We start from the raw sequence: 13,447 nt of genomic DNA, 5'->3' as shown, positions 1-13,447 counted from the left end.
ACTTTAATTAAGAGAATTTTAGTTTTTGATTAACAAGACTTTACCATTCTGTTTTCATTTTCATGAAACGATTTGAATATGTTTGTAATCAAATCACTACGAATGATTAAAAACTACTTTTTTGCTTTCTTACTATTATTTGTACTTCAATCTGGTTTCTCACAAACTGAAAAATTAATCAACGGGAAAGTTTTACACGAACAATTTCCTGTGGAAAAAGTTGAAGTTGTCAATTTCAGCTCTAAAAAAGTCGCAGTTACAAACGCAGCTGGGCAATTTTTTATTATAGTAAAAGCGGGTGATGAACTCATTTTTATTTCAAAAGACCATGACATCAAAAAAATTGCATTAGATCAAAATACCATTGATAAAAATAACCTTCCTATTTTATTAATTCTTAAACCGGAAGAATTAAAAGAAGTAGTAATTACAAAAATACCATCCATAAAACTAGGCACTGACAAAGCCTACGAACAGGGAAAACTTGACCAATTAGCTGTAGAAAAATCAGCAAGAAGCTTAAAAACGGGCGTTTACAATGGTAGTATTGAAAACGGCATGGATTTAATGCGGATTGGCGGAATGATTTTAAAGTTGTTCATCAAAGAAAAAGAAGTCGTTAAAGGAACTCCTCAAATTGAATTCAAACAATTGGCAAGAAACAGCTATGACGAAAAATTTTATCATCAAACTTTAAAATTAAATCCTGACCAAATAGAGCTTTTCCTAGAATTTTGCGATGCGGACCCAAAATCAAAAACAGTAGCCGAAAGCAACAATGTATTGACTGTAATGGATTTTTTGTTTGCGAAAAATATTGAATTTAAAAAACTGTAAACAAAATTTTATCTATTCAACCACCAGATACTTCCATTTAAAACGGCAGCAAAACTTACCCAAGCCAAATACGGTAAAAACAAATAACCTGCAATTTTATTGATTTTGGAAAACTGAATGTACGTTTCAAAAATCATCAACCACAATACAATAATTTCTAATCCGGCTAACATCGGGTTGCGTAATCCAAAGAATAAATACGACCACAAAGCATTTAGCGCCAACTGTATCGCAAAGAAAATCAACGCTTTTTTCACGGCTTCTTTCTCAACTTCAATTCGGTCCCAAACTAAACCTGCCGCAACACCCATCATCACATAAAGCATACTCCAGACTGGTGCAAAAATCCAATTGGGCGGATTAAAACTTGGTTTTATCAAAGTGGGATACCAAGCAGTAATAGCAGAACGAGTAACCGTCCCAGAGAAATATCCAATGGCAAGACACGTAACAACAACAGCTAATATTCGGGTGATTTTATTCATTTTTATATTTTTCTAATGTGAGCCAAATTTAATCAAAAATTTAGTATAATTCGACGAATAAACAAATCTGCTTGTAAATCAAAAAAAGTATCTTTGCGTAAATTTATACATTCATGATTTCAGCAAACGATTTTATTCCATCAAAATATACGCATTCAGTTGAAAAGGGAAATTTTCAATGGAGCGCACCCAGTAACATTGCCCTCGTAAAATATTGGGGAAAAAAGGACAATCAAATTCCAGCGAATCCTTCGGTGAGTTTTACGTTGAATAATTGTAAAACGATTACCAAATTGGCTTTCACCAAAAAAGAAAACGATGGTACATTTTCCTTTGATTTACTTTTTGAAGGACAACCAAAAGAAGATTTCAAGCCGAAAATCCAAAAATTCTTGGAGCGAATTGCAATCTATTTGCCGTTTCTAAAAGACTATCATTTTACAATTGACACTGAAAATACTTTTCCTCATAGTTCCGGAATTGCTTCATCGGCATCTGGAATGGCTGCTTTAGCGATGAACTTGATGAGTTTAGAAAAAGTGTTAAACCCTGAAATGACTGAGGAATATTTCTATCAAAAAGCATCTTTATTAGCGCGTTTGGGTTCTGGAAGCGCTTGCAGAAGTGTAAAAGGACAAGTAGTAGTTTGGGGAAATCATGCTAATATCTCCGGAAGTTCTGATTTATTTGGAGTTGAATTTCCAAATGCTATTCATGCTAATTTCAAGAATTTTCAAGATACCATTTTACTGGTTGACAAAGGAGAAAAACAAGTTTCAAGCACCGTGGGACATGATTTAATGCACAACCATCCTTTTGCCGAAAGGCGATTTGCACAAGCACATGAAAACTTGGACCAACTGATTTCAATTTTTGAAAGTGGTAATCTAAACGACTTCATCAAAATTGTAGAGAGTGAAGCCTTGACATTACATGCCATGATGATGACCTCAATGCCATATTTTATATTAATGAAACCGAACACTTTGGAGATTATAAATGCAATTTGGAAATTTAGAAATGAGACTAAAATTCCAGTTTGTTTCACACTGGATGCTGGTGCAAATGTGCACGTTTTGTATCCTGAAAATGTTGCCGAAACAGTTTTACAATTTATTAAGAACGAATTAGTTGGCTATTGTCAAAATGGTCAGTACATTTGTGACGAAATTGGAAATGGCGCTGTGTTGATTTAACCTGTTTTTTCCCTATCTTTATTTTTTAAAGAGCTAAAATTATGGATATTCAATCAGAGAAATTAGAATTGATTAAAATGCTGTTAGAAACTGACGATACGACTATAATCGAGGCTATCAAAAACATTTTCAAATCACAAAAAAAAGACGTTTGGAAAGATTTATCTCCCGAACAACAAGAAGAAATTGATCTAGGAATCTTAGAAGCAAATCGCGGAGACCAAGTTGATTTATAAAAATTACTATACAAATACCTAATTATCAACCCCAAATTGTTAATTTAAAACATCATATGAAAGGACCTTTGTTTTACTCAAAAATATTACTCTTTGGAGAATACGGAATTATTCGTGACTCAAAAGGGCTTTCAATCCCTTATAATTTTTACAACGGAGCACTTAAAAAAGAAGAAAATCCATCTGAAGAAGCGATTAAATCAAACGGTCACTTGAAACGATTTGTAACGTATTTAGAAACGTTACAAAACGAGCAGCCAGATTTAGTAACTTTTGATTTAGACTCATTGAAAAATGATGTGGAAACTGGAATGTATTTTGATTCTAGTATTCCTCAAGGTTATGGTGTAGGGAGCAGTGGCGCACTTGTAGCTGCTATTTATGATAAATATGCACACAACAAAATCACGGTTTTGGAGAACTTGACTCGTGAAAAATTATTGCAATTAAAAAATATATTTTCTCAAATGGAGAGTTTTTTCCATGGGAAAAGTTCTGGCTTAGATCCATTAAACAGCTATTTGAGTATCCCAATTTTGATTAATTCGAAAGACAATATTGAAGCCACCGGAATTCCAACACAAAGTTTTGACGGAAAAGGTGCTGTCTTTTTATTAGATTCAGGAATTGTAGGCGAAACGGCTCCGATGGTAAATATTTTCATGGAAAGCCTAAAAGACAAAGGTTTCCGTGCGATGTTGAAAAATCAATTTGTAAAATATACCGATGCTTGCGTTGAAAATTTCCTTGGTGGAGACATGAAATCATTGTTCATGAATACCAAGAAATTATCAAAAGTAGTTTTGAATAACTTCAAACCAATGATACCGGAACAATTTCACGGAATCTGGCAGCAAGGCATTGACAGCAATGATTACTATTTGAAACTGTGTGGATCTGGCGGCGGCGGATACATCTTAGGTTTTACCGAAGATTTAGAAAAAGCCAGAGCATCGTTGAAAGATTATAAACTAGAAGTGGTATATCAGTTTTAGACATCCTCTACTCGACCCTCTCCCAAGGAGAGGGAGATTTAATCCTAAAATAGTTTCCTTATTATTGGGAACATATTCTTAAATAAATATAAATGTTAAGCAGGCAGCACAAACTTCTCCTAATGAAAATTGCAAGTTTGTTCTCTGTGGTTAGAGGCTATAACATTCCAGTAATTATTTTAGCCCAATACCTTTCGGCTGTATTTATTTTAGCTCCGGAAAAAAGAGCGTTAGATATTTTATTGGACTTCAATTTATTTATATTGGTTTTTGCATCGTCACTTACGATTGCTTCCGGATATATCATCAACAACTTTTATGACAGTCAAAAGGATTTAATCAATCGGCCAAACAAGTCTATGTTGGATCGATTGGTAAGTCAAAAAACAAAACTAAACGTCTATTTTACACTCAACTTTATTGTTGCTTTAATGGCTTTGTTTGTTTCCTGGCGTGTATTTTTATTCTTTTCAGGATATATATTTTTCATCTGGTTTTATTCCCACAAAATAAAAAAATACCCAATCATAGGAAACCTAATGGCTGCTTTACTAGCTGTTTTACCTTTTTTTGCGATACTATTGTATTTTTACACTCGGATTCCGTATGAAGAAATTGAAAACTATAAAAGACAATTAGGCGTTATTTTTTCGCATGCCAGTTTTTTGTTTTTATTACTGTTGATTCGGGAAATGATAAAGGATTTAGAAAACCTAAAAGGGGATTTAGTCAATGATTATAAAACGATTCCTATTGTTTACGGTGAGGAAGTATCAAAGAAAACCATCACGGTATTAACCATTCTGACTGTTTTACCCGTTTACGCTTTGATTGATATTTATGATGTGGGTTATATGGATATTTATTTTTACTGCTGCCTCATCGTTTTGATATTTTTCTTGTTATACTTATGGAAATCTAATGCGAAACCACAGTTTTTACTGCTTCACAATGTATTGAAATTCCTTATTGTTGCCGGAGTATTTTGCATTGTCTTGATTAACCCAAGTGTTTTATGGCACGGGAAAAGATTGTTGATGGTTTAATTTTGCCTTTTTCCAAATTATAAAAAGGATAAAAAACCATTCTCGAAATTCTCATATATTCCCCGATTAGCATAGCCCCGATAGTAGAGGAAATCCTTTCTAGTCCTGAACTTGTTTTAAGATCCTGAAACAAGTTCAAGACTAGAAAGATTGAAACGATAGCGGGAAATGGCTCCAAAAAACCACACTAAAATATATTAATTGGCTTATTAACTAGACAGTTAGCGTTTTTATAATTGGTGGTTATTGATTGTCAAGTATATAAATAGTATCTTTGCACAAATTATTGGAATATTATGAATAACAAGGAAGGCAATAATAAGAAAAGTGGTCCAAGAGCACCTAGCTCAAGACCAAGTTCGAATAAGCCAAAACCTGCCATGCAGAAGCGCGCTCAAGGGCCGAAAAAAGTTAAAGTAAATACTAAAGTTGCCGATATCGCTACTGATAAAGTAGAGAAAAAACCAAATCAAGCACCAAAGAGACCGAAAGTAAAAGACGAAATTCGTTTGAATAAATACATCGCTAATTCTGGTGCGTGTTCGCGTCGTGATGCGGATATTTATATTCAATCCGGAACGGTGAAAGTAAACGGAATTCCTGTTACCGAAATGGGATACATGGTAAAACCGGGAGATGTTGTGAATTTTGACGGTTCGACTTTGACACCGGAGAAAAAAGTATACATCTTGCTGAACAAGCCTAAAAACTTTACAACTGCGATGGACGAAGGTCAGGAATATCGTAATGTATTAGAATTGGTAAAAGGTTCTACGACTGCAAAAATTGGTGCAGTGGGAAGAATGGACAAGAATACAACTGGTTTGTTATTGTTCACGAATGACACGGATATGATTCGTAAATTTACGTTACCAAGTCAAAAATCATCTAAAATTTACCAAGTTTCATTGGATAAAAACTTGAAATTTGAGGATTTAGAAAAAATAAATAAAGGTTTGACGCTTGACGGACACCGCGTTTTTGTGGAAGATGTAAGTTACATTGAAGGTGAAGCGAAAAGTGAAATTGGATTACAATTAAGATCGGCTAACGTAAAAGTGGTTCGTTCTATTTTTGAGCACTTTAGTTATGACGTATTGCGTATTGACAGAGTTTCTTTTGCTGGTTTGACCAAAAAGAATTTACCAAGAGGAAACTGGAGGTTGCTTACTGACCAAGAAATTATCAATTTGAAGAACGTTTAATATTTCTTTGAAATATACAATGAAATCCCTTCCGTTTATACGGAATGGGATTTTTTTAATTAAAAATTCAATCCTAAATAAGTATGACACCAGAAAAATTACAATCAATTGCTTTTAAATGGTTTGAAACTTTCAATAATAAAGAATTAGAAAAATTATTGTCTTTATATGATGAAGATGCGGTGCATTTTAGTCCAAAACTAAAAATGTACAAACCGGAAAGTAACGGTTTTGTTACCGGTAAAGAAGCCTTGCGAGAATGGTGGAAAGATGCTTTTGAGCGTTTACCAAGCTTAAATTACAAAGTAAAATCGCTTACTGCCAATGGCGACCGCGTTTTTATGGAATATATAAGAACGGTTACTGGTGAAGAAGATTTGCTGGTAGCGGAAGTATTAGACATCAGAGAAGACAAAATAATTGCTTCCCGCGTGTATCACGGATAAAAACCGATTTTGATTAGAAACAAAAAACCCTACGACAATTTATTTATGTCGTAGGGTTTTTATTTTAGAACAAAATTACAATTATCCTTTAACTTTTTTAAGCGGTTCCGCTTTTTTGTCCAGACCACGTTTTCTCAACAGCGGTTCGATACTTGGCTCGGCACCACGGAAACGTTTGTACAAAACCATTGGATCTTCGGTTCCTCCTTTTTCCAAAACATTCTCACGAAATAATTTTGCTTTTTCAGGATTGAATAAAGTAGTTGTTTTGAACGCTTCAAAAGCATCCGTATCTAAAACACCTGACCAGATGTAACTGTAATATCCTGAAGAATATCCTCCTGAGAATATATGGCTGAAATATGTGCTGCGGTATCTTGGAATAATAGAAGAAATTAAACCAATTTTTGTCATTGCTGCTTTTTCGAAAGCGTTTGCATCAACAGTAATGTCTTTGGTTTGAGAATGGTATTCTAAGTCTAATAAAGACGCAGCAAGATATTCTGTTGTGGTAAACCCTTGGTCAAAAGTACCTGCTTTCTTCAATTTATTCACTAGCGTTTCTGGAATCACTTCGCCAGTTTTATAATGCTTTGCATACATTTTTAAAACTTCTGGTTCAGCTGCCCAATTCTCCATAATTTGAGAAGGAAGTTCCACGAAATCTCTTGGAACACTTGTTCCTGCTAAACTTTTGTACGTCACATTCGACAATAACCCGTGTAAAGAATGTCCAAATTCATGAAAGAAAGTGGTCACTTCATCAAAAGTCAAAAGTGCCGGAGCATTTGCTGATGGTTTTGTAAAATTACAAACGATAGAAACTACCGGAGCAACACGTTTGCCATCCACCGTTTTCTGACTTCTGTATGAGGTCATCCAAGCACCACCACGTTTCGATTCACGCGGATGAAAATCCATGTATAGAACACCCAGATGCGTACCATCCTTTTCTAAAACCTCCCAAACCGTTGCATCTTCATGGTATTTTGGGACATTAGTCAACGCTTTGAATTGAATTCCGTATAATTTTTCGGTTACTTGAAAAACACCTTTTCTAACATTATCTAAACTGAAATACGGTTTCAATTCTTCTTCGTCAAGATCAAAACGTTCTTTTCTGATTTTCTCCGTGTAATATCTCCAGTCATACGGTTGTACCGTGCCTTTAATTCCATCTTTAGCCATCATTTTCTGAATATCAGCGGCTTCTGTTTTAGCTATTTCCAATGCTGGTTTCCACAAATCATTCAACAACTTGTTCACATTTTCCGGTGTTTTCGCCATCGATTCCTCCAAAACATAATTGGAATGCGATTTATAGCCTAACAATCTCGCTTTTTGCCCACGAAGATTTGCTAAATCTACTGCATTCTTCTTATTATCAAATTCATTATCTTGATTCCCTCTCGTTTGGTAGGCATTCCAAATTTGCTTGCGCAATTCTCTATTAGAACTGTATTGCAAAAATGGCATTACACTGGAATTAGAAAGGGTGAAAACCCATTTTCCTTCTTTGCCTTTTGCTTTAGCATCAACAGCGGCTGCATCAATTAATCCTTGTGGCAATCCGGCTAAGTCTTTTTTATTATCAATAACCAACTCGTATGAATTGGTCTCCGCCAAAATATTCTGACCGTACTTTAAACTGGTTAGCGAAAGATCCCCGTTTATTTTACGCAATATTTCTTTGTCAGCATTGGATAAATTGGCTCCACTTCTAACGAAATCTTTGTACGCATTATCTAAAATTTTAGCTTGTTCTAGATTTAAGCCTAATGTTTCTTTTTTGTCCCAAAGCGTTTTTACTTTTGCGAATAATTTCTCGTTCAAGTAAATATTATCTCTGTGAGCGGAAAGATTTGGCGCCATTTCTTTGGCAATGCTCTGAATCTCTTTATTGGTATTCGCCGAATTCAAATTAGAAAAAACCGTGTTTACATTCGATAATAATTCTCCGGCATTTTCCATGGCAAGAATCGTATTTTCAAAAGTGGCAGGCTGCGTATTATTTGCAATAGCATTAATCTCCGCTTGATGTTTGTTGATTCCGTCTAAAATAGCGGGTTTAAAATGTTCATTTTTAATTTTGTCGAAAGGCGGCACATTAAACGGGGTGTCGTAAGCTTGAAAAAATGGATTCATAGTTGTGTTTTCTTTTTTTTCTTGTGCTTCAATTGTTAGCATATTCCCAATGACTAACAAAATGAAAAAGGATTTTTTTCTCATTTAGGTGTGATTAATTAGAATAGTAAATTTAGCCGAAATCTATTTAAAACAAGAACTACAACGGCGCCTTAACTAAATTTTATGACAAACAAAAACACTTTTATAAACGAAAAATTATTCTGACATTATAAATTGAAAAAAAATCAATAAATTAGCTCAATCTATTACCAAAATATACATTATGAGAAAAATAACCACTCTTTTACTTTCTGTAACCACATCATTATTGCTTGTTAACTGTAAATCCGAAGATAAAAAACAAGACTTCAGCAGTCTGACGAAAAATTATTTTGATGACAAAAATGCCATGAGTCCATTGGATGCGACTCAAAGTGGTCAAAATCAATACAACGATCAGTTGCAGTTTGAAATGACAGACAGTTTCAGAAAATCGCAAGCAGCTTTCTTTGACAAATACCAATCTGCACTGCAAAATATCACTGTCGAAGATTTATCAGAAGAAGAAAAAAACAGTTACGAAATCATCAAATGGGAAGTTGAGATTGGTAAAGATTTATTAAAACAACCTACAAATTTGCTTCCTGTTCATCAATTTTGGGGAACGCATCTTACTATGGGGCAGTTTGCAGGAGGAACCGGAGCACAACCTTTTAAAACAGAAAAAGACTATACCAATTTCCTAAAAAGAATGGACAAATATGCTGTTTGGATTGATTCAGCAATGGTTTACATGAAAAAAGGAATGGCAAAAGGTGTTGTGTTACCAAAATCGTTAACGGTAAAACTAATTCCACAATTTGCAGAAATGGCTACGCCAAATATTGAAGACAATCTATTTTACTCTTCAATAAAACTAATGCCTGCTTCTTTCCCTGAAAGCATAAAAGAACACTTAACAGCAAAATACACAGCGACAATCAATACGAAACTGATTCCGCAGTACAAGAAAATGGCTGATTTCCTGAATAAAGAATATCTTCCTGCTTCCAGAGCAACCAGCGGAATAGGAAGTTTGCCTTTTGGAAAAGAGTTATATGCAACCTATGTAAAACAATGGACTACTACCGAAATGACTCCCGAGCAAATTCATGAATTGGGATTAAAAGAAGTAGCCCGATTGAATGCCGAAATGGAAAAGGTAAAAAACCAAGTAGGCTTTAAAGGCACATTATTAGAATTCTTTGAGGAAGTTCGAAATAAAAAGGAGTTAAAACCTTTCACCAAACCAGAGGAAGTGATTGCTAATTTCCAAAGCATTTATACGCGCATCAAACCGAATGTAGATAAATTATTCGCATTGCAACCCAAAACGAATTTCGAAATCAGACGAACGGAAGCTTTTAGGGAAAAAACAGCCAGTGCTGAGTACAATCAAGGAACTGCTGACGGCACGCGCCCCGGTATTTTCTATGTTCCCATTCCAGATGTAGCGAATTATAATATGTATGGTGATGAAGATTTGTTTTTGCATGAAGCGATTCCAGGACATCACTTTCAAATATCATTACAACAAGAAAACGAAAGTCTTCCTGATTTCAGAAAATTCAATTGGTTTGGTGCTTATGGCGAAGGTTGGGCTTTGTACACGGAAAGTTTAGGAAAAGAACTTGGATTGTATCAAGATCCGTATCAGTATTTTGGAATGCTGGGCAATGAAATGCACCGTGCGGTTCGATTAGTTGTTGATACCGGCTTACATTCCAAGGGTTGGACTAGAGAACAAGCCATCAAATACTCATTAGCAAACGAAGCCGAAAGTGAAGCGAGCATTATTCCTGAAATTGAGCGTTACATGGCGATTCCGGGGCAAGCCTTGTCTTATAAGATTGGCCAGCTGAAGATTATGGAACTACGAAAAAAAGCAGAAACTAAAATGGGCGCTAAATTTGATATTAAAAAATTCCATGAAAAGGTATTGGAATCCGGAGTAATGCCATTGGCATTATTGGAAAAGAAAATTAATGCTTGGATAGAAAACAAATAATTCCCATTTATAGATATAAAAAAAGCTTCTCATTCGAGAAGCTTTTTTTATGTTATTGGCTCACTATTTAATACACTAGAGAGCGAGAGAGAAAGAAAGTAAGCAATACAACTGCTACCCTAGAAAAAAACTAAAAATATTAGAAGCAAAACTTGATTCGCTTTTTTCCTCTATAATTTCAAAAGTGGAAACTCCAAGAAGAAGTCGGATTCCTTCAGGCACAGTGCTCAAAATAATTCTTTTTTGGTCATTTATAAGCAACTGAAGGCTTTTGAAATTCTGATTTTGACTTTTAAAATATGAAAAAACAAACATTGCGGAAAAATTTAGTATAGCAGAAGCTGTTTCGCTTTTTACACCAATTTCGTTTGAAATCATTTCTGAAATCCTGTCTTTTTTATTTGAAAAAATTAAGTTTAGCGGTTTACAACCTTCTTTATTGAAGGAACTATTTATAATTAAAGTTTTTGTAGCTTCAAATTTAACATCGATATAAAACTCAGAATTAGAAATATATTCCATAAGTTCATCATAAAGATTTTTATCATCAAACTTATTATTCAATCCTATCAAGATAGTTGAAATACTTGTTTCTATAGACTTTTTCATTAGTGCTTCACTCTCATTGTATTCCTTACTAAATTTTGAAACAAGAAATGGTGAAATAAAACTTCTTAATTGATTATGTAAATATGCAACCATAGACCACCTGTTTAATTAATTTAAAATATCGACTAAATGTTATTTTTCACCGTTCAAGTGTTAAATTTATAAAAAATAATACTGATTTTTAATAAAATTTATATATATTTTACATCTAGTAGGTTTTAAACAGACACAAGTTCAAAATAAGTAATTTTTTTCTTTCAATAATACTTTTGTACAATTTAAAAAACAAAATACATCTGAAGTCAAAATAATATTTAATTCATTTTGTCATAAAACAAATTCCAAATTCTAAAATGCATTTAACTACATCATTACTAAGTATAAAGAAAGTATTAAAAATAGAAAACATTTTAAAAAGGGTCAATTTACAGCTAATTTTTCAGGAAATTAATGGTATAAATAAGAAAATAAAAAACCCTTTAACCGTTAGAATAACGATTAAAGGGTTTTTAAAGTGCGGATAATAGGACTCGAACCTACACGCCTTGCGGCACCAGATCCTAAGTCTGGCATGTCTACCAATTTCACCATATCCGCGAAATTCTGAGTGCAAATATAAGCATTACTTCTTAAGTTCAAAGGAATTTCTTCAAAAATTATTCACTCAGTTTTTCGTACTTTTGAGATATAAATAAAATTCAAATAATGGAAAATATTAAAGCATACGTTCAAGAACACAAAGATCGCTTTATCAACGAGTTAATCGAATTATTAAAAATCCCATCTGTGAGCGCAGATCCTGCATTCTCGAAAGATATCATCAATACTGCTGATGCCGTAAAGGCCAGTTTAGAGAAAGCAGGCTGCGATTTTGTCGAAATTTGTGATACTCCTGGCAATCCAATCGTTTATGGTGAGAAAATTATTGATCCCTCCTTGCCTACCGTTTTGGTTTACGGACATTATGATGTGCAACCCGCAGACCCAATTGACTTATGGACTTCTCCACCTTTTGAACCCGTAATCAAGAAAACCGAAATTCATCCCGAAGGCGCCATTTTTGCAAGAGGTTCTTGCGATGACAAAGGCCAAATGTACATGCACGTAAAAGCATTAGAATACATGGTTCAATCCAATACTTTGCCTTGTAACGTGAAATTCATGATTGAAGGCGAAGAGGAAATTGGTTCCAAAAGCTTGAGCTGGTTCGTAGAACGCAATCAGGAAAAACTAAAAAACGATGTGATTTTAATTTCGGATACTGGAATGATCTCGAATCAGCAGCCGTCAATTACAACAGGTTTACGCGGATTAAGCTATGTAGAAGTTGAAGTAACTGGACCAAACCGTGATTTACATTCTGGATTGTACGGAGGTGCCGTTGCTAATCCTATCAATGTGTTGGCCAAAATGATTGCTTCGCTTCATGATGAAAACAACCACATTACCATTCCTGGTTTCTACGATAATGTAGAAGAATTATCGACAGAAGAAAGAGCTGAAATGGCCAAAGCACCTTTCAATTTAGAAAACTATAAAAAAGCATTAGACCTTAATGACGTTTACGGCGAAAAAGGCTATGTAACGAACGAAAGAAATTCCATTCGTCCGACACTGGATGTCAACGGAATCTGGGGTGGTTACACCGGAGAAGGTGCCAAAACGGTGATTGCCAGCAAAGCTTTCGCTAAAATCTCGATGCGTTTGGTACCAAATCAAGATTGGGAACAAATCACCGAATTGTTTACCAAACATTTCACAAGCCTTGCTCCTGCCGGCGTTACCGTAAAAGTAAAACCGCATCATGGCGGACAAGGTTACGTAACCCCAATAGACAGCATTGGCTACAAAGCCGCAAACATGGCGTATACGGAAACCTTTGGCGTTCCCGCAATTCCGGTGCGTTCCGGTGGAAGTATTCCTATCGTAGCGTTGTTCGAAAAAGAACTGAAAAGCAAAACTATTCTAATGGGATTTGGTCTGGACAGCGATGCCATTCACTCGCCAAACGAACATTTCGGGATCTTCAATTACCTGAAAGGAATTGAAACCATTCCGTTGTTTTACAAATATTTTGTGGAGTTATCAAAATAAATTCCTTTCAATAAATACTAAATCCGCTCTAAACAGGGCGGATTTTTTTTGAGCGTTCCCCGCTGAAAATAGCGGGTCAGGCTGTCCGTTCTCAATCTTTTTATTTTTTAAAACAAAAAAATAA

Annotated in this window: 12 protein-coding genes and 1 tRNA gene; 9 read left to right on the top strand and 4 right to left on the bottom strand. The window is 34.7% G+C overall.

The window, feature by feature from the left end:
- Positions 1 to 102 precede the first annotated feature (102 nt).
- Positions 103 to 837 carry a hypothetical protein gene (locus G7A72_RS10720; protein ID WP_165152461.1) on the top strand — a complete coding sequence of 245 codons (735 nt, stop codon included), beginning with the start codon at positions 103 to 105 and terminating at the stop codon, positions 835 to 837.
- Positions 838 to 845: 8 nt separating this feature from the next.
- On the opposite strand, the gene G7A72_RS10715 is transcribed toward G7A72_RS10720, so the two are convergent.
- Positions 846 to 1,322 carry a TspO/MBR family protein gene (locus G7A72_RS10715; RefSeq protein WP_113664443.1) on the bottom strand — a complete coding sequence of 159 codons (477 nt, stop codon included), beginning with the start codon at positions 1,320 to 1,322 and terminating at the stop codon, positions 846 to 848.
- 113 nt (positions 1,323 to 1,435) lie between these two features.
- Here G7A72_RS10715 and G7A72_RS10710 point away from each other — a divergent pair, with 113 nt between their 5' ends.
- The 6 genes from G7A72_RS10710 to G7A72_RS10685 all read left to right on the top strand — a co-directional run bounded on the left by G7A72_RS10710 (position 1,436) and on the right by G7A72_RS10685 (position 6,446).
- On the top strand, positions 1,436 to 2,518 hold the full coding sequence (locus G7A72_RS10710) for a diphosphomevalonate/mevalonate 3,5-bisphosphate decarboxylase family protein (protein WP_165152460.1): 1,083 nt from the start codon (positions 1,436 to 1,438) through the stop codon (positions 2,516 to 2,518).
- Between the two features lie 41 nt (positions 2,519 to 2,559).
- Entirely contained in the window at positions 2,560 to 2,754 is a 195-nt protein-coding gene (locus tag G7A72_RS10705) for a hypothetical protein (protein ID WP_113664445.1), read from the top strand.
- Between the two features lie 56 nt (positions 2,755 to 2,810).
- Positions 2,811 to 3,749, top strand: coding sequence for a mevalonate kinase (locus G7A72_RS10700; protein WP_165152459.1), 939 nt, complete (start codon positions 2,811 to 2,813; stop codon positions 3,747 to 3,749).
- A gap of 92 nt (positions 3,750 to 3,841) precedes the next feature.
- On the top strand, positions 3,842 to 4,795 hold the full coding sequence (locus tag G7A72_RS10695; RefSeq protein ID WP_165152458.1) for a geranylgeranylglycerol-phosphate geranylgeranyltransferase: 954 nt from the start codon (positions 3,842 to 3,844) through the stop codon (positions 4,793 to 4,795).
- Positions 4,796 to 5,091: 296 nt separating this feature from the next.
- Complete coding sequence (locus G7A72_RS10690) at positions 5,092 to 6,000, top strand: pseudouridine synthase (protein WP_165152457.1); 909 nt, start codon at positions 5,092 to 5,094, stop codon at positions 5,998 to 6,000.
- Positions 6,001 to 6,083: 83 nt separating this feature from the next.
- The gene (locus tag G7A72_RS10685; RefSeq protein ID WP_073352809.1) at positions 6,084 to 6,446 is read left to right on the top strand and encodes a nuclear transport factor 2 family protein; all 363 of its coding nucleotides are present in this window, start codon (positions 6,084 to 6,086) and stop codon (positions 6,444 to 6,446) included.
- An 81-nt stretch (positions 6,447 to 6,527) separates the two neighbouring features.
- Here G7A72_RS10685 and G7A72_RS10680 read toward each other — a convergent pair whose 3' ends face one another.
- A complete protein-coding gene (locus G7A72_RS10680) occupies positions 6,528 to 8,675 on the bottom strand; it encodes a M3 family metallopeptidase (protein WP_165152456.1) in 2,148 nt (715 codons plus the stop codon).
- Positions 8,676 to 8,856: 181 nt separating this feature from the next.
- Here G7A72_RS10680 and G7A72_RS10675 point away from each other — a divergent pair, with 181 nt between their 5' ends.
- Positions 8,857 to 10,620 (top strand): DUF885 family protein, encoded by a 1,764-nt coding sequence (locus tag G7A72_RS10675; RefSeq protein WP_165152455.1) that lies wholly within the window; start codon positions 8,857 to 8,859, stop codon positions 10,618 to 10,620.
- Between the two features lie 114 nt (positions 10,621 to 10,734).
- On the opposite strand, the gene G7A72_RS10670 is transcribed toward G7A72_RS10675, so the two are convergent.
- Positions 10,735 to 11,322, bottom strand: a complete 588-nt coding sequence (locus tag G7A72_RS10670) for a DUF937 domain-containing protein (RefSeq protein ID WP_165152454.1) — start codon at positions 11,320 to 11,322, stop codon at positions 10,735 to 10,737.
- Positions 11,323 to 11,744: 422 nt separating this feature from the next.
- Positions 11,745 to 11,826 (bottom strand) — tRNA-Leu (locus tag G7A72_RS10665).
- A gap of 108 nt (positions 11,827 to 11,934) precedes the next feature.
- Here G7A72_RS10665 and G7A72_RS10660 point away from each other — a divergent pair.
- Positions 11,935 to 13,323 carry a dipeptidase gene (locus G7A72_RS10660; RefSeq protein ID WP_165152453.1) on the top strand — a complete coding sequence of 463 codons (1,389 nt, stop codon included), beginning with the start codon at positions 11,935 to 11,937 and terminating at the stop codon, positions 13,321 to 13,323.
- Positions 13,324 to 13,447 lie beyond the last annotated feature (124 nt).

Source organism: Flavobacterium sp. Sr18 (assembly GCF_011064265.1).
In the GTDB taxonomy this organism is placed as follows: domain Bacteria; phylum Bacteroidota; class Bacteroidia; order Flavobacteriales; family Flavobacteriaceae; genus Flavobacterium; species Flavobacterium petrolei.
Note: the sequence above shows the minus strand (reverse complement) of the source record. Positions and strands in the feature narration are given on the sequence as shown.

Excerpts from the sequence above, each read along its gene's own strand:
- G7A72_RS10720 (WP_165152461.1), top strand. The coding sequence starts at position 103 with ATGATTAAAAACTACTTTTTTGCTTTCTTACTATTATTTGTACTTCAA.
- G7A72_RS10715 (WP_113664443.1), bottom strand. The coding sequence starts at position 1,322 with ATGAATAAAATCACCCGAATATTAGCTGTTGTTGTTACGTGTCTTGCC.
- G7A72_RS10710 (WP_165152460.1), top strand. The coding sequence starts at position 1,436 with ATGATTTCAGCAAACGATTTTATTCCATCAAAATATACGCATTCAGTT.
- G7A72_RS10705 (WP_113664445.1), top strand. The coding sequence starts at position 2,560 with ATGGATATTCAATCAGAGAAATTAGAATTGATTAAAATGCTGTTAGAA.
- G7A72_RS10700 (WP_165152459.1), top strand. The coding sequence starts at position 2,811 with ATGAAAGGACCTTTGTTTTACTCAAAAATATTACTCTTTGGAGAATAC.
- G7A72_RS10695 (WP_165152458.1), top strand. The coding sequence starts at position 3,842 with ATGTTAAGCAGGCAGCACAAACTTCTCCTAATGAAAATTGCAAGTTTG.
- G7A72_RS10690 (WP_165152457.1), top strand. The coding sequence starts at position 5,092 with ATGAATAACAAGGAAGGCAATAATAAGAAAAGTGGTCCAAGAGCACCT.
- G7A72_RS10685 (WP_073352809.1), top strand. The coding sequence starts at position 6,084 with ATGACACCAGAAAAATTACAATCAATTGCTTTTAAATGGTTTGAAACT.
- G7A72_RS10680 (WP_165152456.1), bottom strand. The coding sequence starts at position 8,675 with ATGAGAAAAAAATCCTTTTTCATTTTGTTAGTCATTGGGAATATGCTA.
- G7A72_RS10675 (WP_165152455.1), top strand. The coding sequence starts at position 8,857 with ATGAGAAAAATAACCACTCTTTTACTTTCTGTAACCACATCATTATTG.
- G7A72_RS10670 (WP_165152454.1), bottom strand. The coding sequence starts at position 11,322 with ATGGTTGCATATTTACATAATCAATTAAGAAGTTTTATTTCACCATTT.
- G7A72_RS10660 (WP_165152453.1), top strand. The coding sequence starts at position 11,935 with ATGGAAAATATTAAAGCATACGTTCAAGAACACAAAGATCGCTTTATC.